The sequence below is a fragment of the Roseibium sp. genome, from assembly GCF_965276855.1.
Lineage (GTDB): Bacteria > Pseudomonadota > Alphaproteobacteria > Rhizobiales > Stappiaceae > Roseibium.
In genome coordinates this window covers 2562501-2581554 of record NZ_OZ255700.1, presented here as the reverse complement: position 1 = coordinate 2581554, position 19054 = coordinate 2562501, and the positions used below count along the sequence as shown (strand labels likewise).

The 19054-nt window shown below is 56.5% G+C and carries 20 protein-coding genes (1 of these 20 running past the window's edge); 11 read left to right on the top strand and 9 right to left on the bottom strand.

Going from position 1 to position 19054, the window contains the following annotated elements:
* Positions 1–9: 9 nt before the first annotated feature.
* From ACQY4Z_RS11770 to ACQY4Z_RS11750, 5 genes are all read right to left on the bottom strand, one after another.
* Entirely contained in the window at positions 10–954 is a 945-nt protein-coding gene (locus ACQY4Z_RS11770) for an ABC transporter permease (RefSeq protein WP_428529440.1), read from the bottom strand.
* Positions 955–966: 12 nt separating this feature from the next.
* Positions 967–1941: an ABC transporter permease gene (locus ACQY4Z_RS11765; RefSeq protein ID WP_428529438.1), complete on the bottom strand. Its 975-nt coding sequence runs from the start codon at positions 1939–1941 to the stop codon at positions 967–969.
* Positions 1942–2014: 73 nt separating this feature from the next.
* Entirely contained in the window at positions 2015–3598 is a 1584-nt protein-coding gene (locus tag ACQY4Z_RS11760; RefSeq protein WP_428529436.1) for an ABC transporter substrate-binding protein, read from the bottom strand.
* 131 nt (positions 3599–3729) lie between these two features.
* Complete coding sequence (gene argE / locus ACQY4Z_RS11755; RefSeq protein WP_428529434.1) at positions 3730–4890, bottom strand: acetylornithine deacetylase; 1161 nt, start codon at positions 4888–4890, stop codon at positions 3730–3732.
* 15 nt (positions 4891–4905) lie between these two features.
* Positions 4906–6645, bottom strand: coding sequence for an adenylate/guanylate cyclase domain-containing protein (locus ACQY4Z_RS11750; RefSeq protein WP_428529432.1), 1740 nt, complete (start codon positions 6643–6645; stop codon positions 4906–4908).
* A 176-nt stretch (positions 6646–6821) separates the two neighbouring features.
* Here ACQY4Z_RS11750 and ACQY4Z_RS11745 point away from each other — a divergent pair, with 176 nt between their 5' ends.
* Complete coding sequence (locus tag ACQY4Z_RS11745; RefSeq protein ID WP_428529430.1) at positions 6822–7181, top strand: ArsC family reductase; 360 nt, start codon at positions 6822–6824, stop codon at positions 7179–7181.
* 63 nt (positions 7182–7244) lie between these two features.
* Here the strand turns inward: ACQY4Z_RS11745 and ACQY4Z_RS11740 are convergent, their stop codons facing one another.
* Positions 7245–7634, bottom strand: a complete 390-nt coding sequence (locus ACQY4Z_RS11740; protein WP_428529534.1) for a YcbK family protein — start codon at positions 7632–7634, stop codon at positions 7245–7247.
* A gap of 214 nt (positions 7635–7848) precedes the next feature.
* On the opposite strand from ACQY4Z_RS11740, the gene ACQY4Z_RS11735 reads away from it, so the two are divergent.
* The 3 genes from ACQY4Z_RS11735 (at position 7849) to purU (ending at position 10900) form a co-directional block, all read left to right on the top strand.
* Positions 7849–9165 carry an aspartate aminotransferase family protein gene (locus ACQY4Z_RS11735; RefSeq protein ID WP_428529428.1) on the top strand — a complete coding sequence of 439 codons (1317 nt, stop codon included), beginning with the start codon at positions 7849–7851 and terminating at the stop codon, positions 9163–9165.
* Between the two features lie 2 nt (positions 9166–9167).
* A complete protein-coding gene (locus tag ACQY4Z_RS11730) occupies positions 9168–9977 on the top strand; it encodes a 3-keto-5-aminohexanoate cleavage protein (RefSeq protein WP_428529426.1) in 810 nt (269 codons plus the stop codon).
* Between the two features lie 65 nt (positions 9978–10042).
* On the top strand, positions 10043–10900 hold the full coding sequence (gene purU / locus ACQY4Z_RS11725) for a formyltetrahydrofolate deformylase (protein ID WP_428529424.1): 858 nt from the start codon (positions 10043–10045) through the stop codon (positions 10898–10900).
* 9 nt (positions 10901–10909) lie between these two features.
* Here purU and ACQY4Z_RS11720 read toward each other — a convergent pair whose 3' ends face one another.
* Positions 10910–11839: a LysR family transcriptional regulator gene (locus ACQY4Z_RS11720; RefSeq protein ID WP_428529422.1), complete on the bottom strand. Its 930-nt coding sequence runs from the start codon at positions 11837–11839 to the stop codon at positions 10910–10912.
* A gap of 100 nt (positions 11840–11939) precedes the next feature.
* On the opposite strand from ACQY4Z_RS11720, the gene ACQY4Z_RS11715 reads away from it, so the two are divergent.
* A complete protein-coding gene (locus ACQY4Z_RS11715; RefSeq protein WP_428529420.1) occupies positions 11940–12173 on the top strand; it encodes a hypothetical protein in 234 nt (77 codons plus the stop codon).
* A 12-nt stretch (positions 12174–12185) separates the two neighbouring features.
* Here the strand turns inward: ACQY4Z_RS11715 and ACQY4Z_RS11710 are convergent, their stop codons facing one another.
* Positions 12186–12932 (bottom strand): substrate-binding periplasmic protein, encoded by a 747-nt coding sequence (locus ACQY4Z_RS11710; RefSeq protein WP_428529418.1) that lies wholly within the window; start codon positions 12930–12932, stop codon positions 12186–12188.
* 142 nt (positions 12933–13074) lie between these two features.
* Complete coding sequence (locus ACQY4Z_RS11705; RefSeq protein ID WP_422020098.1) at positions 13075–13671, bottom strand: LysE family translocator; 597 nt, start codon at positions 13669–13671, stop codon at positions 13075–13077.
* A 97-nt stretch (positions 13672–13768) separates the two neighbouring features.
* Here ACQY4Z_RS11705 and ACQY4Z_RS11700 point away from each other — a divergent pair, with 97 nt between their 5' ends.
* The 6 genes from ACQY4Z_RS11700 to ACQY4Z_RS11675 form a co-directional block, all read left to right on the top strand.
* Positions 13769–15178, top strand: a complete 1410-nt coding sequence (locus ACQY4Z_RS11700; RefSeq protein ID WP_428529415.1) for a PLP-dependent aminotransferase family protein — start codon at positions 13769–13771, stop codon at positions 15176–15178.
* Positions 15179–15300: 122 nt separating this feature from the next.
* Complete coding sequence (locus tag ACQY4Z_RS11695; RefSeq protein WP_428529413.1) at positions 15301–16080, top strand: energy-coupling factor ABC transporter ATP-binding protein; 780 nt, start codon at positions 15301–15303, stop codon at positions 16078–16080.
* Positions 16077–16688 carry an energy-coupling factor transporter transmembrane component T family protein gene (locus tag ACQY4Z_RS11690; RefSeq protein WP_428529411.1) on the top strand — a complete coding sequence of 204 codons (612 nt, stop codon included), beginning with the start codon at positions 16077–16079 and terminating at the stop codon, positions 16686–16688. The genes ACQY4Z_RS11695 and ACQY4Z_RS11690 overlap by 4 nt, the downstream gene beginning before the upstream one ends.
* 124 nt (positions 16689–16812) lie before the next feature.
* Positions 16813–17367 carry a biotin transporter BioY gene (locus ACQY4Z_RS11685; protein ID WP_428529409.1) on the top strand — a complete coding sequence of 185 codons (555 nt, stop codon included), beginning with the start codon at positions 16813–16815 and terminating at the stop codon, positions 17365–17367.
* 27 nt (positions 17368–17394) lie between these two features.
* Positions 17395–18855 (top strand): AMP-binding protein, encoded by a 1461-nt coding sequence (locus tag ACQY4Z_RS11680; protein WP_428529407.1) that lies wholly within the window; start codon positions 17395–17397, stop codon positions 18853–18855.
* On the top strand, positions 18852–19054 hold the 5' end (the start) of the coding sequence (locus ACQY4Z_RS11675) for a thiolase family protein (protein WP_428529405.1). 943 nt of this gene lie beyond the right edge of the window; the window shows 203 of its 1146 coding nt (coding positions 1–203); the start codon lies at positions 18852–18854; its stop codon lies off the right edge, out of view. The genes ACQY4Z_RS11680 and ACQY4Z_RS11675 overlap by 4 nt, the downstream gene beginning before the upstream one ends.

The window sequence follows — 19054 nt, the reverse complement described above, 5'->3', positions numbered from 1 at the left end:
GAAGGCACCTCAGCGCAGTTTCGGGTTGAGGGCGTCACGCAGCCAGTCGCCCAACAAGTTGACGTTCAAAACCAGCAGAGCCAGCGCAATGCCCGGGAAAATCGCGATCCACCATTCCCCGGAATAGAGGAAGTCGTTGCCGATGGCGATCAAGGTGCCGAGAGACGGCTGGGTGGGCGGCATACCGACACCGAGGAATGACAGGCTGGATTCTGTGACGATCGCCAGTGCCAGGTTGATGGTCGCAATAACGAGAACCGGGCCCATGACATTCGGCAGGATGTGGCGCACCATGATGATGACCGAAGGAATGCCGATCACGCGGGCTGCCTGAACATATTCCTTGTTCTTTTCCACCATCGTGGACCCGCGAACGGTCCGGGCGTACTGCACCCAGAACGATAGGGCGAGCGCCACGATCAGAATGTAGAAGGCGAAGACTTCTCGGTCGATCCCGCCGAAGATGCCGGCGGCGACACCGTCAATCAGAAGCGCGATCAAAATGGCCGGGAATGTGAGCTGAACATCGGCGATCCGCATAATGATCGCATCGACGCGGCCGCCCATGTAGCCGGCGACCAAGCCGGCGGTGATACCGATGATCGCGGCAGCGATGACCGAACAGAAACCGACAATGAGCGAAATCCGCATGCCGTAGAAGATGCCGGACAACAGATCCCGGCCCTGATCATCTGTGCCGAGCAGGAAGCGGGGGTCGGCAAACTCCATCCAGACTGGTGGAACGCGAGCGTCCAGAATGGAAATCGTCGCCAGATCAAACGGATTGTGTGGCGCGACCCAGGGCGCAAGGAATGCGACCAGAAACAGGATCAGTGTCATCACTGCGGCAACTACGGTGACCTTGGAGCGCAGGAAGGAGTGGAACAGGTCGCTGTCGATGATGCGTGCGAGGCGGCCTTTCGGCTCGCTTTTCGGTGTGGAGACATCAGCCATGGTCAAGTCTCCTTATGGCCGTCCGACCCGCAGACGCGGATCGATGAAGAAATAGAGGATATCGACGATGAAATTGATCGCGACAAACAGGAAAGCAGTCAGCAGCAGATAGGCCGACATGATCGGTATATCGACGTTCTGAACAGCTTGCAGGAACATCAGACCCATGCCCGGCCACTGGAAGACGGTCTCCGTGATGGTGGCAAAGGCGATGATCGACCCGAGCTGAAGACCGGTGATCGTGATTACAGGAACCATGGTGTTCTTCAGCGCGTGCCTGAAGTGGACCAACCGGTCAGGCAAGCCGCGTGCGCGGGCAAACTTGATGTAGTCGGTTCGGATGACTTCCAGCATTTCCGCCCGGATCAGGCGCATAATCAGCGTCATCTGGTACATGCCGAGCGTGACTGCTGGTAGGATCAGCGCTTTCAGGCCGGAGGCTGTCAGGAAGCCTGTTGTCCACCAGGAGCCGACCTGGACGACATCGCCGCGGCCAAAGCTTGGCAGCCATTGCAGCGTGACCGAGAACAGGAAGATCAGCAAAATCCCGATGAAGAAGGTGGGCAAGGATATGCCCACAAGGGACACAGAGAGAAACAGTTTTGATATGGCCGATTCCCGGTTAAGCCCGGCATAGATGCCCATCGGTATGCCGACAATCAGGGCAAACATAAAGGAGGCGAAACTGAGCTCCAGCGTCGCCGGGATGCGTTTGGCGAACAGCTCGGAAACGGGTTGTTTGAACTGATAGGATGTGCCGAAGTCGAACTGCACCGCATTGCCGATGAAACGGGCAAACTGGACCGGGATGGGATCGTTCAACCCCAAACGTTCGCGCAGCGCTTCACGTTCTTCAATAGATGTCTCGATGCCGACCATCTGGTTGATCGGATCTCCGACGAAACGGAACATGGTGAAGGCAAGAAGCGCCACCACCAACATGACAATCATCGCTTGAATCAAACGACGTGTTGCAAAACCTATCATTTCGGCTCTTTACGTTTTCAAGAAAAGGCGCCCCCGGCGGAACCGGGGGCGCTTAAATTTTTATCAGGACCGCTTAGTTCTTGGTGACGAAGCGGAAGTGGAACTGGTTGTCCGCACGCTGGACGAGCTCAACGTCGTCAGCAACGCCCCATGCCAGACCCTGCTGGTGCAGCGGGATGTAGTAGGCGTTGTCGTGGGAGATCTTGTAGGCTTCCGCGATCATCTCGTCGCGTTTTGCCGGATCATTTTCAACCAGGATCTGCTGAGTCAGTTCGTCGACTTTCGCATCACACCAGCCACCGTTGTTGAACGGAGAGCCTTTGCCAGCTTCATCGCGGCAGTTCATCAGGTTGGACAGAACGTTGAAGCTGTCGAAAGAACCCGGTGTCCAGCCAAGAAGGTAGAACGACGTGTCATAGCCACCGGAAGCCAGGATCTTGGCGAAGTATTTCGCTTTCGGCTGGGCGTTCAGATCGACCTTGACACCAACGCGGGCGAGCATCGCAGCAACGGCCTGACAGATCGCTTCGTCGTTGACGTAGCGGTCATTCGGGCAATCCATGCCGACAGAGAACCCGTCCGGGTAACCAGCTTCTGCCAAAAGGTCCATCGCAGCCTGAGGGTCATACGGATACCGCTCAAACTCGTCAGACTTGGAGAACAGGAACGGGGAGATCATGATCGCGGACGGCGTTGCGAGGTTCCGCATTACCTTCTGTTTGATCGCCTCAATGTTGATGGCCTGGTAGAACGCTTTGCGGACTTTTTCGTCCTTGAACGGGTTCTTGCCCTTGACGTCCGAATAGAGCAGCTCATCGCGCATCTGGTCCATACCAAGGAAGATGGTACGCAGTTCCGGACCGGTCAGTGCGACAGTGCCGTTATTGTCGTTGATGCGTTTGATGTCCTGGATCGGGATCGGGTAAACCATATCCATCTCGCCGGACAGAAGCGCTGCAACACGGGTCGCATCGGATCCGATCGGCGTAAATTCAACCGTGGTCAGGTTGTGAGACGCGGTGTCCCACCAGCCATCGTTTTTCTCATAGACGGTTTTTACGCCCGGCTCGTGGCTGACCAATTTGAACGGGCCGGTGCCGTTCGCGTTCAGTGCGGCGTAGTTCGGGGTGGTGTCGGAAGCAGAGGTGACTTTGACGGCGTCGTTGGCCTCGGTCCACTCCTTGTCCATGATGTAGAACGTATCCCACTCATAATGCAGGATCGGGTTCGGGCCGGTGAGTACGAAGTCGACGGTGTAGTCGTCAACGATCTCAACCTTGGCATCACCCGGAACGCGGGTGGTGAGGTCGGAACCTTCAGAGCGGACGCGGTCGACAGAAAAGGCAACGTCTTCAGCGGTAAAGTCGTTGCCGTTGTGGAACTTGACGCCCTGGCGCAGGTAGAACCGCCAGCGGTTCGGCTCGACAACTTCCCAGCGCTCGGCAAGGCTCGGCTCGATCTGCAGATCTGCACCGCGGCGGGTCAGACCTTCATATGTGTTGCCAAGTGCGGACAGCGTGAAGGTTTCGTTGAGGCTGTACGGGTCAAGGGCGTTCAACGTCCCCTGAAACGCAAACTTCAATGTCTCCGCCTGCGCAGCGGATGCCACGCCAAACGTTGCCACAGCAGCAGCAATCAATTTGGTTTTGGTATTCATAGTCCCCTCTTTAGTGCTATTCAGCGCTTACATGAACTCGTTGTTGTTCGATTTTTCTTTACGACCGGAAAATCGTAAATTATGCCAATTATGACAGCGTTGGCGGAATGCATCAAATCGGATTTCTCCGATCAGCGCAAAACTTTTTCGCACAAGTCATCAAGAAAATTGGCACATTTATCAAGCTCGGTCAGTTCGATGAATTCGTCCGCCTGGTGTGCCTGGTCAATCGAACCAGGTCCACAGACGACTGTCGACAGACCGTGTTCCTGGAACTGACCGCCTTCAGTCGCGTAAACCACCACATGGCGGCCGTTGTCCCCGGTCAGACGGCGGACCAATTGTTCTGCGGTCCCATCGGTTTCCTCCGCAAGGCCAGGAACCATCGCAAGGACATCAATATCGATCCGGCAGTCTTTCGAGATCGCCTGCATGTCCGGGAGCACGTGTTCAGCAGCATAAGTCCGGTAGGCAGTAATCCAGTTCTGGAGCTCTTCGCCGGGCAGCAACCGGATATCGGTCATGAATTCGCAGCTTTGCGCCGTGATGTTGTGTGCCTTTCCGCCCTGGATTGTTCCGCAATGCAAGGTGGTATAGGGCGGTTCGAACGGACACTCCGGATCTGCTTTGGCTTTGTTCTCTTCGGTCTGCCCGTCTAGCCATGAAATCAGTTTCACTGCGGCGGAAATTGCAGACACCCCGCGGTGCAGCTGGCTGGAATGTACTGGGTGTCCGTGGATCTTCGTTTTCAGGACGGCGATTCCCTTGTGCCCGGTCACCACTTTCATGTTGGTCGGTTCACCAACAATCACCGCAGACGGGTGCGGCCCCTTGGCCAACATTGCCTTGATCATCGGCGGCGCGCCGAAGCAGCCCACTTCTTCATCGTAAGACAGTGCGATGTGGATCGGTTTGGAAAGGCTTGCGCCTAGAAAATCAGGCACTTTTGATAGAACCGTTGCGGCAAACCCTTTCATGTCAGCGGTACCGCGCCCATAAAGGCGGCCGCCATCCTCCCATGCCGAAAACGGATCCGACGTCCAGTCTTGCCCGTCGACGGGCACCACGTCGGTGTGTGCCGACAAAACGATACCACCATCGATATTTGGCCCGACGGTGGCAAACAAAGCGGCCTTTTCACCCGTTGCGTCCGGGACACGCACGGCGGATACGCCGTGACTGGACAGATACTCTTCAACAAATGAAATAAGCTCGAGATTGCTGCGATCCGACACCGTGTTGAAGGACACGAGTTTCGTCAGCATTTCCTGCGGTGTATAGGTGTTTGGCACGTGCGCCCCGGCTATTTACACGGGGTCTTTTACCCCCGTTTCCCCGGGGAGCAATAAACCATTCATCTGCTTAAGTGCAAAGGCTTGTAACGGTTTTTCCTTGCCGCGCACGCTGACGTCGTACAGTGTTTCATCGGGTGCCGTTGCGCGAGCCGCGTCAATTACGTCTTTGGAAACAACGAGGAAGCTGTTCCGCGATTTATTTTCAGTTTCTAACCGGCTGGCGGTGTTGACGACGTCGCCAAGCGCGGTGAGTCCACCTTCAGTTTTGCCGGATCCAGCAGCGCCAATACGTCCCAGGATGGCTTGGCCGAGATGGAGGCCGACACCGAGACGGATCGTGTCGCGGAACTGAGGGCCCTTTTCGACGTTCAGCGCTTCCATGACCTGCTCAATGCCCCGGCAGGCCTTCAAAGCTTGGCGCGCACCGGTCTCAGCGCCTGTTTCCATCCCGAAGATGGCCATGATGCCATCACCAATGAACTTGTCGACATAACCGCCTTCGGCCCGGATCACGGCTGAAACCCGGTCAAGGTATTGGTTCAGGAGGAAGACGACATCGTAGGCGAGTTGGGCCTCGGTCATGCTGGTGAAATTCCGGAGGTCGACGAACATGACCACAACATCCTGCTCGACACCCCAGTAATAGGCATCCTGAACATGGTCCTGCCGCACCATGTTGGCCTTCACCGGCACCAGCGGTTGGACTTCAACGTTTGCAGACGGCCGGATCTGGCATGCCAGGCGGACATCCTCCGGAACACCAATCCGCTTCAACACAATAGTCTCGGCCGGGCTCGGTTGTGACAGACTGTCCAGTCCGTTCAAAACTTTGACACGGCAAGTCGAACAGCGTGCACGGCCACCGCAAACCGAAGCGACAGGTATTCCGTTCATGCGGCTGATTTCAAGAAGAGACGCACCCGGCTGCGCCCGAACGGTCAAACCGCCGGGATAGGAAATCGAGATGCCACTGGACATCCGGCTCGCGAGATACCGGATGACTATTACAAACAAGCTCAAGATTATCAGGCCGAACACGATGGCTCTGATGTTGTCGGTTTGAGCGTAGAGCCATGCCAACTGATCGTCCGAAACCTTGACCGTCACGTCCGTTGCCAGAGCCAGGCGCCGGGCTCCTTCAATGAAGCCCCAAAGCGCCATGACAGGCCATGCTATGGCGGCCGCCAAAGCGATGTATTTGACGCGGTGGTAAAACGGGTAGAGCCGCAGCCAGAAATGCAGCCCGATCATCGCATGGGTCCAGACCACCAGCAAAAGGATCGACTGCATGACCGCATTTTGTGGCCAAAGGATCGTCAGCATCTGATGGTAGTTCGGAATGAAACCGAACTCTTTCGCCAGTCCCATCGTTGTGATGACATGCGGAATGAGCGTCCACGGGATGTAAAGCCCCAGCACAAGCTGAGCGAACTCCCAGGGCGGCATGCGCAATGTGCGTCTCTTGGACGTTCGCCAGAGCGTCAGCGCGACATGGGTGAGAGCTGCCGTGATCAACACGGTTTCGCCGATCGGCCCGCGCCAGATCCAGTAGTGCCAAAGGGACATTTTCTCCATCGCATTGACGGAAATGATTCCCATCGCGTGGTTGGAAAAGTGACTGAGGCAAAACAGGAAAAGAACCAGTCCGCTCAACAGGCGCAGCCGTTGGCGCCAGTTTCCGTGCCCGGGATTGGGCCATGCCGCATCTGTAGTGGTTGCGGGCACTTTTGATGGAATGGCGGGGTCGGTCACAGTGTTTGAACGCCTGGCGAAAAAGTGGACTGATCGTATTTGTCGACAGTGCAGCTTGAAGCGCCCGCGTCAAGACGGAACCGGGCTGATCGTGGATTGTTGGACGATGGTCTTGAAACACTCAGGACAAAAAGCAATTGTGCCGCCAAATGAAGTGCAAACCGGTAAGAGGCATCATGAAGGTCTACGGCATCAAGAATTGCGATACGGTCAAGAAAGCGCGGAAGTTTCTGGATGAAGCCGGGGTGGAGTACAGTTTTCACGACTACAAGAAAGATGGCGTTGATGCCGACAAGCTCGCCAAGTTTGTAGGTGAATTTGGCTGGGAAGCGGTTTTGAACAAACGTGGTACGACCTGGCGCCGGCTGGATGAAGCCACTCAGGACGGCGTAACCGATGCAAAAAGCGCGCTGGACGTCATGATCGACAATCCATCCGTTATTAAGCGTCCGATCGTGGAAGGTGCGGAGAAGAATTTCATCGGGTTTGACGCTGTTGCCTGGGAAATGGCGCTGGAGTTGGGTGAACTGAAGTAGCGCACTCACTTGATCTTCGAAAGAACCAAGGCTCCGGCGTCAATCCCCGGAGCCTTTTGTTTGTTACCAGGTGCGGCGCGGCCCGGTGTCAATGTGGTAAAACCCTGACGAATAGTACTTGTAGCCACCCACCGCAGACTGGGACTTCAGGAAAGCCAAGACGGAAGACGGGTTGCCACCGACGGAAAAGTCAACGGCCTGGCAATTCAGGTGATAGGAACTGCGGGCGCCGCCTTTGCGCCAATTTTCGAACCACCAGCGTTTGGTGGAATGGACCTTCACCGGTCCGTACCGTTTCGCGACCTTGTTCAGGACTTTTTTGAGTTTTCTCGGCACGCACCAGGACGAGTCGTTGTAGTCAATTGCGCTGTGCGATGCCGTTGCCCAACCCATGCCGGTGACACCAGCAACCGATCCACATCCAACCAGAACAACGGACAATCCCAAAAACATTATCCAGGCTAAAAAACGCTGACGCATAACAAACAGCCTTGCAAATTCTAAGTGTTTGCCCCCGCCCCAGAACTGCCAGCAATTTGATTAAAATTTTAATGAAGGAGATGGTTAACGCGACAAAGAAACACTTGTTTCACATGTGGCAAATTCATGATACAAATGTCTCAAGCGCACATTCCGGCGCGATACACCCTTGGTGAGGTTCGTGTTCATGTCTCACGTTTTTCCGCGTCATACCAAAGCATCCACCCCTGTTGCTGTTGGTGGAGATGGATGTTATATCATTGATAGTAAAGGCAAAAAATACTTTGATGGATCCGGCGGCGCGGCCGTGTCGTGCCTTGGGCACAGCGACCCCGACGTGACTGCGGCGATCAAGGGCCAGGTCGACCAGATTGCCTTCGCACATACCGGGTTTTTTACCTCAGAGCCTGCAGAGCAGCTGGCCGATCTTCTGATTGATCATGCACCGGGCAATCTGGACCGGGTGTACTTCGTCTCCGGCGGTTCGGAGGCAATGGAAGCCGCACTGAAACTGGCGCGTCAGTATTTTTTGGAAAAAGGCGAAACATCCCGACACCGGGTCATTGCCCGCCGGCAAAGCTATCACGGCAACACGCTCGGGGCGCTGGCGACAGGTGGCAATCAGTGGCGCCGTGAACCCTTCGCGCCGTTGATGATCGAAACCTCCCACATTTCACCGTGTTACGAGTATCGCGGGCGGGCGGACGATGAAACGGCCGTCGAATACGGGCGACGCGTTGCCAATGAACTCGAAACCGAAATCCAGCGCCTTGGCGCGGAAAACGTGATGGCATTTGTGGCCGAGCCGGTCGTCGGAGCAACGGCAGGTGCGGTCCCGCCTGTCGAAGGATACTTCAAGCGGATCCGGGAAATCTGTGATCACTACGGGATCTTGCTCATCTTGGATGAAGTGATGTGCGGCATGGGACGCACAGGCAGCCTGTTTGCTTGTGAGCAGGATGGTATAGCGCCGGATATCCTTGCGATCGCAAAGGGCCTTGGCGCAGGTTATCAGCCGATTGGGGCTATGCTGTGTACGCCGGAGATCTATCAGGCCATCGAAAACGGGTCCGGTTTCTTCCAGCACGGCCACACATATATCGGACATCCGACGGCGTGCGCGGCCTCTCTTGCCGTCCTGAAAAAGCTCACTTGCGGCCTGGTCGATCAGGTTCATCCTCTGGGCGACAAACTGGATGCAACCCTGAGAGAGGCATTCGGACAGCATCCCCATGTTGGCGATATCCGTGGACGCGGCCTGTTCCGCGGCATTGAAATTGTTCAGGACCGGGAAAGCAAGACACCCTTTGATACCAAACGCGGGGTGAACAAGGCCTTGAAAAAGGCGGCGTTCGAAGCCGGGCTCATCTGTTATCCGATGGGTGGCACGATTGACGGGGTAAAAGGCGATCACATCCTGCTGGCACCGCCCTTCATCATGGAAGATCAGCACATCTCCGAGATTGCCGACAAGCTTCAAACTGCATTCAAGGCCGTTTTCTGATCATGGCACCTGACACCAAACCTCAGGCGCTGCCACTTATTATGGTTGCGCCGAACGGCGCACGGCGCACCAAGGTGGATCATCCGGCCCTTCCGGTGACGATCGCTGAAACGGTGGAGGCAGCTGTTGCTTGTTTCGAAGCAGGCGCGGGCGCAATCCATGCACATGTCCGCGATGAAACAGGCGCGCATGTTCTGGACAAGGACCTCTACCAGGCGCTCTTGTCGGAATTGAATGTTGCATTGCCGCAAATGCAGGTTCAAATCACCACCGAAGCTGTTGGAAAATACACACCGGACGACCAGCGTAAACTGGTTCAGGATCTAGTGCCGTCACTGGTTTCGATCGCGGTGCGCGAGATGGTGCCGGACGGCGATACAGCAGCGGCGGCGGAGTTTTATTCCTGGGCCCTTAAGGAAGGAATATCTGTTCAACACATCCTCTACAGTGCAGAGGACCTCGACCGGTTCTTCGACCTCGTCGAAAACGGCACTATTCCTGGCGTTTCGCATCATATGCTTCTGGTGCTGGGCCGCTATGCCGACAATCAGGAAAGTGCGCCGGAAGATCTCCAGCCCTTTCTGGACCGGTTGAAAGCGCGCCGGGGCGACTACGAGATCGACTGGGGTGTGTGTGCCTTTGGGCACCGGGAAACAGAATGCCTGGTGCATGCCATCGAGAACGGTGGCAAGGCCCGGATCGGATTTGAGAACGGCCTTTGGAACCGCGATGGTGCAGTTGCGAAGGATAATGCTGACCGGGTCCGGGATCTGGTGTCGGCCCTGGAAGAAAAAAACATCTCCGCTCTGTAAGGTTTGACCGCCTTCAGGGCGGTTCACATCCGGGCGACGCCCGACAGAGTGGAGAGACTGAGATTATGGCGGAACACCAATACGTCCTGACGCTTTCATGCGCGGACAAGCCGGGAATTGTCGCTGCCGTTACAACGGAGTTGGCCGATTTCGGCGCGAATATCGCGGAGAGCGATCAATTCTGGGACCGGGCCACCAGTCAGTTCTTCCTCCGGATTGCCATGTTGGCGCCGGAAGGTGTGACGCTGGATAGCGTTCAAAAAGCACTTGATCCGGTGATTACCCGCTTTGACATGAAAGCCAAGCTGGTCGATACCGCCAAGCGGCCGAAAGTGATCATCATGGTCTCCAAGTTTGACCATGCGATGCTGCATCTTCTCTACCAGATCCGGGTCGGCTGGCTGGATGCCGAGGTGGTTGCCATCGTCTCTAATCATCCGGACAGCGCCCGCACCGCGGATCATGAAGGCATTCCCTACCATAACTGGCCGGTGACCAAGGAAAACAAGGCGGAACAGGAAGAAAAACTCCTGAAGCTGGTCAAGGAAACCGGCGCGGATCTGGTGGTGCTGGCGCGCTACATGCAGGTTCTGTCCGACAATCTGTCCAAGCGGCTCTTCGGCAAGGTGATCAACATTCACCACTCGTTCCTGCCGAGTTTCAAGGGCGCAAAGCCCTATCATCAGGCCCATGCGCGGGGCGTGAAGATGATTGGCGCGACCGGGCACTATGTGACGCCGGACCTCGACGAAGGCCCGATCATTGAGCAGGACGCAGAGCGCGTCAGTCACGCTTTGTCGGCAGATGATTTTGTGGCGCGCGGTCGGGACATTGAATCCCGTGTGCTTGCTCGCGCTGTAAAATACCACCTTGAAAATCGGGTGATGATTGTCGGCAACAAGACGATCGTCTTTACACCGTAACCTTGAAGATCAGACGGTTTCCGCCTCCCGCCCGAATGGCAGCGTGCGGCCGTCTTTTTCGAGCTCAGAGAAAAGCCAATCCCGAAACAGCCGGATTTTCCGGCTGTTTTTGCTTTGCACCGGATAGCTCAGGTTCCAGGATTCGCTTTCGATCCGTGAAACCATGTCAAAGGGCTGAATCAGCTGGCCATTTGCAAGAGCATCCCGCACGAAATACGGGGTGAGAATGGCAACACCCTGCCCGGCGATGGCCCGGTTGGCTTCCAGCGCCTGTGAGCCCATCCGGCTAGACGGGTTCCGGCTAAGATCAACCTCCGGCAATCCGGCATCGGCAAACCACGTCTGCCACCAATGGTCTTCCGGATCGATGATCGGCAGTTTCAAAAGATCCGCGGGTTTTTGGATCCCCCCTATTTTTTCTGCCAGTTGCGGGGAAACCATTGGGGTGAACTCGGCCTGGATGAGCCGGTGAAAACAGCACCCTTTCGGCGGTTGATAACAAGCGGTGATGGTTAGATCACCATCGGCAAATGCTGGTTTCTCCCATGGTCCGAACGGAACAAGCCGGACGGCGATGGTGGGGTTTTGGATCTGAAATTCGAACAGGCGGGACGACAGCCAGGTGACGGCAAACGTCGTGTTGCTGCTGATGACCAGTTCGGAAGACTCTGCTTCCCGGACTTCGTGAAATGTGTCGCGAAGCCGGTCAAAGGCGTCAGTCACACCATCTGCAAGCTGCTGGCCGCGCGGCGTCAGCTCAATTTTCCGGGGCTTTCGCTCAAACAGTGAAAATCCGAGTTTTTCTTCTAAAAGTTTGATCTGGTAGCTGACCGCGGCCTGCGTCATGCCAAGCTCGTCACCGGCTTTCGTGAAGCTGAGGTGCCTTGAAACGGCATCGAACGCCCGGACAGCGGACAGCGGGGGTAAAGAGGCGGACATGCATAAATACTCCTTATGCATGTCTATTGTCTTTTCATTGGTCAATCAACAGTCGACACGCGATACATCCTAAAGTCATCAGTGAATTCGGGCGATTTTCATGTCTTCTGTCGATTGTAAATGTACCAAATCGAGTGTGCGCTCTAAATTGGGATTAGTTGAATTTATCCATGGCTTGCTTTCTGGATGGTATGGCCATCGGCGTAAACGCGCTGTTCTCTCTGATTTGCCAGCGGCATTGAAACGGGACATCGGCCTTGACGACATACAGCCAAGCCCACAAAGCCTTGAAGAAAACTGGCGCAGTGAGTTCGACAGGTTGCAACGCCGCTAAGCGTAGAGAGCATTACCTGTACCGGGCGTGGATACCTTCGTAGGTTCCGTCAGCTCGTATTTCCGCCAAGCCTTCATTGAATGCCTGTCTCAACTCTTCAGAGGCAGGGTGCTTTCGTGAAAAACACAAGAAGTAGTCCCAGACAACGAAGGACCGGAAACCAAATTCATTGCGATAGCCAAGTTTCTTTTTGAGATGCTGACCGGCCGCCTGTCCGGTGTGAAAATAGTCGACACGCCCCAGTTCAAGCATCTTGAAGCCGGCCGTATCCGTGGCGATGTTGACCAACTCCGCGCCTTGCCTCTCCATTTCCGCGTTTGGGGCGTATTCAAGAACAGAGGCGACCCGCTGGCCCCTAAGGTCTGCAATACTCCGTATGTTTTCGACCGGATGCCCCGTTCGGTAGAAAACGCCATAGGCTTCCTGGCTGATAGGCGCGCTGAAGAGAAAGTGCTCAGCACGTTCAACGGTATGGGCGCAGGTCAGAAGGCCGGGATAGTTGCCAGCTTCGGTCTCGCTGACCGCTCGGGACCACGGGACATAGACAACCTCTGCCGTGATGCCTTTGCGCTTGAAGGCTTCAACGGCAACTTCGTGGTCAAATCCGAGGCGGTCATCTTCGGGTTCTGCGATATCAAAAGGCGGGTAATCGGTCGCCAATATGATCACAGACCCTGCCGGATGCCCAAGCGTCGGCAGTCCGATCGGGAATATAGCTACCACCAACAGCGCAACCCAGAGCCAGGACCGTATCGCCACCGGAAACGACCTCCGTGAAACATCGGAACGAGGCCGTATGGGACCACACAAAAATATAATTTTTTATTGGCAGTTTTCTTTAATCTGCACCCTTCTCAAGCCAATAGCCCGCGAAGCGCGAAGACCGTTGCCCGGTGGGCATTTACAGCATCAGAGCCCAGACAGTTGCGGCGAGCATGGTGAGCGCCATCACAACTGTGATGGAACGCATCAACCGGCCTTCGCCGATAAGAGCCAGAATAGATACGCCGACCAGCGCCCAAAGCGAATGAAAGACCATTCCGCCCAAGAGGAAACCTGTTGCTAGGATGGCGGCGTTGGCATGCAGATCCAGACCGTTCCCCGCGAAGAAGGTCGAGAACGCGACGAGGCTCATGGCCCATGTCTTGGGGCTCAGCGGGTGGATCAACAGCCCCTCCCAAAAAGTCAGAAGGGTTGCTTCACCCTTAGGCCGGATGGTGAGGGAAATGATCCGCCAGGCCAGAAAGGCCATATAAGTCAGGCTCAAAGCCTTGAATACCGATACGATGATCCCACCCTGCGCCATGATGTGACCAAGCCCGTAGGCGACTGCCAGGTTCAAAGGCAGCGAGCCGATCTGTGAGGCAATAATGACTGGGAATGCCGTCCGGTACCCGGAACTTGCTCCGATCGCGAGGAAAGCCAGGTTTCCGGGGCCTGGGGTGCCGGTCATGATGATCACAAAGACCGCGAAGGCCATCAGTGTGGCGGTGTCCATTTCGGGTGCCTCGTATAATTTCGATACAATCGATACAAAAGCGTATGAACAATCTCTGTATTGAAATATTGTATCGGTCAATGATAACATTGTTCTCATGACAATGTGGGTTCCGAACATCGAGGCGGCTTCCGGGCCGATTTATCTTGCGATCGCAGATGCGCTGGAGGCTGATATTCTTGCCGGCAGTCTCGCCCAGGGCGACCGGTTGCCGCCGCAACGCGAGCTTGCCTACCAGCTCGGCATAACGCTCGGAACGGTGACGCGAGCCTATGCGGAGGCGGAGCGCCGTCGTCTGGTTAAAGGGGAAACCGGGCGGGGAACTTATGTTGCACCCGAAAGCCAGAAGGTTTCTCCCCTGATCCCGAAGGAAGGGGAGCCAGAGACGTGTGATCTGGCACGAAACTTTGCCTATCCGTTTCTCAATCCCAGTCTCTCCGATGGGCTGGTTCGCATGGCCAAAACGGCTGGAATTGAGCGCCTCAACGGATTTGTGCCCTCCGAAGGATTGAAGGCCCATAGGGAAACAGGCGTTCTGGTGTTCAAGGACTACGGACTGGATGCGGATCCGGACCGGGTCGCGGTGACTTGCGGTGCACAGCACGGCATCCAGGTCACCTGCCAGGCCCTTTTTCTACCCGGCGATGCTGTGGCGGTGGATCAGTTTACGTACCCCTCGATCTTCAGTTCGCTTGCCGCGCAAGGGCTGAAGGCTGTGCCGGTTCCGGCGCTCATCGGCGATGATGCAGGGCTGGGCGCAATGGATCCGGATGCACTGGCCCAAGCGGTTCGCATGCATCACGTGAAGGGCGTTTTTCTGATGCCCAACATGCAGAACCCGACCACCCACACCATGTCGATGATTGAGCGCACACGGCTTGTTGAGGTTGCCCGTCAGTTTGACCTCAAGATCATTGAAGACGATCCCTATACGCCGTTTCTCACCGACCCTTTGCCGGCCTTTGGCGCACTTGCGCCAGAGCGGACGGCCTCGATCGCCAGTATCTCAAAGGTGTGTTCGCCCGGCAGCCGGATCGGCTTTGTTCATGTTCCGGCACCTTTCGAAGACTCAATCCGCAACAAAATTGGCGAAAGCACATGGATGGCATCGCCCATCACGGCGGAGCTGATTTCCGGGTGGGTGCGCGAGGGACATCTCAGTAAGGCACTGCGGGTCAAGCGGCGCGCCAACAGCTTGAGATTTGATCGCGCCCGGAAAATCCTGGAGCCTTATTTTTTGCAAAGTGGCAGCCACAAGGTGTTTGGATGGCTGGCCTTACCGGAAGACGTGGATCCAGATGCGTTGCAGGCGGCCTTGTCTCATCAGGGGATATCGGTGCTGTCCTCAAGGTACTTTCAGGCAAAAGGCCTGAAGCCGGCACCGTATATACGGCTCACCTTTGGATCCGAAGAAAACGAAGACCGCTTCGATTGGGCGCTCGAGCGCATCAAGACCACGATCTCAACCTTTGCTGAGCCGCCGGATTTGACACGGCCGGTTGGATAGGCCGCTGCGATTTCATGTGGGCATCATTGACTGTTTTTTGACAAGCAGTCCGTTCCAAATCATAAGCGGGGCAAACGCTGCGTCAGAAAAACACTGCCGCAGCACCTCTGCGATAGGACGTCATGGTGCTTTGGCCCCGCAAAAAAGAAGACAAAGAACAGATCGGTGGCTGCAATCCGGACATCAGGCCGTATGCACGGCTTGAAAACGCCGGTCTCACCCTTGGCAGCCGAAAGGTCCTGTCAGGCCTCAGCCTGGATTTGGAAGAGCGCCGGATCGGCGTGATCGGACTGAACGGATCTGGGAAAAGCAGCTTCGCACGCCTCTTGAACGGCCTTCATCTCGCTGACGAAGGCCGCGTCACTCTCTTTGGCGCAGATGCGGCTTCCGTCCAAGCGGAATTGCCGCGTTATGTCGGTTTTGTTTTCCAGAACCCGGATCACCAGGCGATTTTTCCGACGGTGGAGGAAGAAATCGCCTTTGGCTTGACACAGTTGGGCGCCTCGAAAGACGAAAGCCGTTCCAAAGCCTTGGAGTTTCTGGACCTCCATTGTTGCGGCGACCTGGCCGCTAAACCTTTTGCTGAATTGTCGGGAGGGCAGAAGCAACTAGTCTGCATTCTGGCAGTTCTGGTGATGAGTCCGGCTGTGTTGGTTTTGGATGAGCCGATGACGAGCCTGGATGCGCTGGCGTCCCGGCTGATATTCGACAAGCTCATGTCGCTGCCGCAACGGATCGTCATGGTCAGTCACGATTTGAATCTGCTGACCGGGTTCGACCGGGTGCTGTGGTTGGAGGAAGGGCAGTTGCGTATGGACGGACCGGCAGCAAAGGTGATTGCAGCCTATCGGGACGACATTGAGCGCCGGTCTGGAACCGTCATGGAAGCAGCTGCGATATGATATCGGTCTACCTCTCAGGCGACAGCTGGGCGCATCGCCTGCCAGCCGGGGCCAAGCTGCTCGCAGTTGCGATCGGCAGCCTTTTGCTTTTCAGGACCGAAACGCTCTGGGTCTTTGTTGTTTGCTTGGCCCTGGTGCTTGCAGCCTATGTTTCTCTTGGCCGGGGAGCCGTTCAGCGCTTGCGGCTCCTTAAGGGACTTTCGATTTTTCTGGCAGCAATCCTGGCACTGCATTGGTTATCGGGAACCGTCATGGACGGTGTTATCGCAATCCTGCGCCTTTGTGTAATGGTCCTTGCCGCCAGCTTTGTCTCGATGACAACGCGAATGGATGATATGCTAGCAGCCGTGATGCCGTTGTTCCGACCGCTGGAATGGGCTGGCTTTTCAGCGCGCAAGCCCGCGCTGGGTGTCACACTCGTGTTGCGGTTTGCACCGCATTTGATGGAGATCTTCGCCGTCCTTCGGGAGGCATACCAGGCGCGCACGGGCAAAAAGTCGTCCTGGAGGCTGATTGCGCCCTTTGCGCTCCAGGCGCTTAAAATGTCGGACAATGTTGCCGAAGCTCTGGCGGCGCGCGGTGGCTCGCAAGGACTGACCCTGAAGTAATGGGCGCCTTTGACAACATACGGCAAGGCCGGCTGGCGGGTGACGCCGCAGCCATAAAGACAAACAATAGACTCGGGTCGGAAAACGTCCCAGAAAAAACGACGATAAAGAAGGATAGACTCCCATGACAGATCGTTCCCTTGTGCACGTTGCATTTTATGCAGCTCTCATCGCCGTCCTAGGTTTGCTGCCGCCAGTCGCAATTCCGGCGCTGGGCGGGGTTCCAATAACAGCACAGACACTTGGTGTGATGCTGGCGGGCATTATGCTCGGACCGGTCCGCGGCAGCCTCGCCGTGCTCTTGTTCCTGTTCCTTGTCGCGCTCGGCGCACCGTTCCTTTCCGGCGGCCGAGGCGGTCTCGGCGTATTCACCGGTCCATCTGTCGGTTTCCTGATTGGCTGGCCGGTTGGCGCCTTTGTCGCTGGTCTGATCATGCGCGCGACAACCAACGCCAGCGTCCTTGTTTCGGCGGCGGTTGCTGGCGCAGTTGGCGGAATTCTTGTCGTCTACGCCTTCGGGATTCCCGGTATTTCCTTCATGACAGGCCTTTCTCTGCCGAAAGCGGCGATGGGCAGCGCAGTTTACATTCCAGGCGACCTCATCAAGGTCGCAATCGCAGCGTTGATTGCCCAGACGATAGCGCGCGGCCTGCCGGGCGCTGTTTTGTCCCGGTCCTGATCCGGTCGAAGCAGGATCTCACGCCGCATGGGCTACATCGGCGAAAACCTGGAAAAAAAAGCGCGGGCCAGCAAGGCCGGACCCGCGCTGCAAACTGGCGGGTGCGTCCTCTCATGGGAAGAGTTCCTGTCATCTGTTCAGGAAAGAGAGCAGCTGCTTCGGGATAACTCTCCCGAAGGTGCCCAGATTGCGCTCTTGTTGGCCGACCCCACTGACATCCTCGTCAGCTTCTTTGCTTGCGCACGCTCAGGCCGCACTGCCCTCGTCATGGACCCTTCCTGGCCGCGGCATCAGATAGAAACCGTGCTCAAGGCCGTGCAGCCGGCTTTTTGTCTCGACGGCGACCAACTCGCTCAATTTGTGGCGTCTCGAAACGATGAACTCGACTTGCGCCCAAGCGACCCGCCTTTGGAAACCGCTGAGTTTTATGCCGGGTTCACATCTGGCTCGACGGGGATGCCAAAAGGCTTTGTGCGGTCTCATTGGTCCTGGTTGGAAAGTTTTCGTCTAAGTGAACCGGATTTTGAAGACCTCGAGCCAACCCAGATCATTATCTTCGGGGGGCTGAGCCATTCGCTGCACCTATATGGGGCGGTTCATGGTCTTCATCGCGGGACGCCTGTCACCGTCTTGCCTCGGTTCGAGCCGCGCGCGGTGTTGGAAGTTCTTCAGGCGGAGGCGGGAAATGCTTCGCTCTATGCAACCCCAACCCAATTGCAACTGATCGCGGAGGCGGCCCGGCGCAGCGGTTCTTCCAAGGCCTTGCGCCTCGTTTTCTCCAGTGGCGCCAAATGGCCGGAGGGGGCGAAATCCGCCTTCGCCGAAGTCTTCCCGAAGGCCCGCCTTGTGGAATTCTATGGCGCGTCAGAAACAAGTTTCATCAGTTTTGCCCGATCGGGTGACGGGACCCCGGCCGGGTCTGTTGGCCGGCCGCCTACAGGCGTTTCAGTTGCCATCGGCAATCCGGATCAACAGCTGCCCTCAGGTACGCCGGGTCCGATCTGGGTGAAAAGCCCACTTCTCTTCAATCGGTATATATGTGGCCAAGCACCGGATACGGTCTGGCAGGGAGACTGGCTGACCTTTGGGGATCATGGATATATCGATGATGCGGGATATCTGTTTGTAACCGGCCGCCAGAACCGGATGGTGATCACGTCGGGCTTGAATGTTTATCCTGAGGAAATCGAAACCGTTCTCATGAGCCATCCTGCGGTCAAGGCCGCCGCGGTTTTTGGGTTTCCAGACGCTCTGCGCGGCGAGCGCCTGGAAGCGGTGGTCGAGCTTCGCCGTGAGCTTGAGGACCCGGCGCAGACCCTTACAGATCACTGCTGGAGATTTGCCGGACGGGCAAAATGTCCGAAACGATTTCATATGAAAGAGGAACTCCCCCTGACCGTGGGCGGCAAACCGGATTTGCAGGCGTTGAAACGGGAGTTCGGCCGGGAAACGCAATCGGTTGCGGCGCTGGAAGGTAAGAAGGGATGACGCGCCGGGCCGTCATTGCCGCCGCCCGGCGGACGCCGGTGGCCCCACGCGGCGGCGGGCTGAAAGACCTCCAGGCCGACGAACTGGCGGCACCTGTCTTCTCCAAACTACTGGACGATGAGGGTATCGAGGGCGGCATGGTCGACCATGTGCTTTTGGGAAACGCGCTTTATGCAGGGGGGAACCCGGCGCGGATGGC

What these genes read in the sequence shown, in the direction of transcription:
- ACQY4Z_RS11770 (WP_428529440.1), bottom strand. Translation starts at nt 954, where the DNA reads ATGGCTGATGTCTCCACACCGAAAAGCGAGCCGAAAGGCCGCCTCGCA.
- ACQY4Z_RS11765 (WP_428529438.1), bottom strand. Translation starts at nt 1,941, where the DNA reads ATGATAGGTTTTGCAACACGTCGTTTGATTCAAGCGATGATTGTCATG.
- ACQY4Z_RS11760 (WP_428529436.1), bottom strand. Translation starts at nt 3,598, where the DNA reads ATGAATACCAAAACCAAATTGATTGCTGCTGCTGTGGCAACGTTTGGC.
- ACQY4Z_RS11745 (WP_428529430.1), top strand. Translation starts at nt 6,822, where the DNA reads ATGAAGGTCTACGGCATCAAGAATTGCGATACGGTCAAGAAAGCGCGG.
- ACQY4Z_RS11740 (WP_428529534.1), bottom strand. Translation starts at nt 7,634, where the DNA reads ATGTTTTTGGGATTGTCCGTTGTTCTGGTTGGATGTGGATCGGTTGCT.
- ACQY4Z_RS11735 (WP_428529428.1), top strand. Translation starts at nt 7,849, where the DNA reads ATGTCTCACGTTTTTCCGCGTCATACCAAAGCATCCACCCCTGTTGCT.
- ACQY4Z_RS11730 (WP_428529426.1), top strand. Translation starts at nt 9,168, where the DNA reads ATGGCACCTGACACCAAACCTCAGGCGCTGCCACTTATTATGGTTGCG.
- purU (WP_428529424.1), top strand. Translation starts at nt 10,043, where the DNA reads ATGGCGGAACACCAATACGTCCTGACGCTTTCATGCGCGGACAAGCCG.
- ACQY4Z_RS11720 (WP_428529422.1), bottom strand. Translation starts at nt 11,839, where the DNA reads ATGTCCGCCTCTTTACCCCCGCTGTCCGCTGTCCGGGCGTTCGATGCC.
- ACQY4Z_RS11715 (WP_428529420.1), top strand. Translation starts at nt 11,940, where the DNA reads ATGTCTTCTGTCGATTGTAAATGTACCAAATCGAGTGTGCGCTCTAAA.
- ACQY4Z_RS11705 (WP_422020098.1), bottom strand. Translation starts at nt 13,671, where the DNA reads ATGGACACCGCCACACTGATGGCCTTCGCGGTCTTTGTGATCATCATG.
- ACQY4Z_RS11700 (WP_428529415.1), top strand. Translation starts at nt 13,769, where the DNA reads ATGACAATGTGGGTTCCGAACATCGAGGCGGCTTCCGGGCCGATTTAT.
- ACQY4Z_RS11695 (WP_428529413.1), top strand. Translation starts at nt 15,301, where the DNA reads ATGGTGCTTTGGCCCCGCAAAAAAGAAGACAAAGAACAGATCGGTGGC.
- ACQY4Z_RS11690 (WP_428529411.1), top strand. Translation starts at nt 16,077, where the DNA reads ATGATATCGGTCTACCTCTCAGGCGACAGCTGGGCGCATCGCCTGCCA.
- ACQY4Z_RS11685 (WP_428529409.1), top strand. Translation starts at nt 16,813, where the DNA reads ATGACAGATCGTTCCCTTGTGCACGTTGCATTTTATGCAGCTCTCATC.
- ACQY4Z_RS11680 (WP_428529407.1), top strand. Translation starts at nt 17,395, where the DNA reads ATGGGCTACATCGGCGAAAACCTGGAAAAAAAAGCGCGGGCCAGCAAG.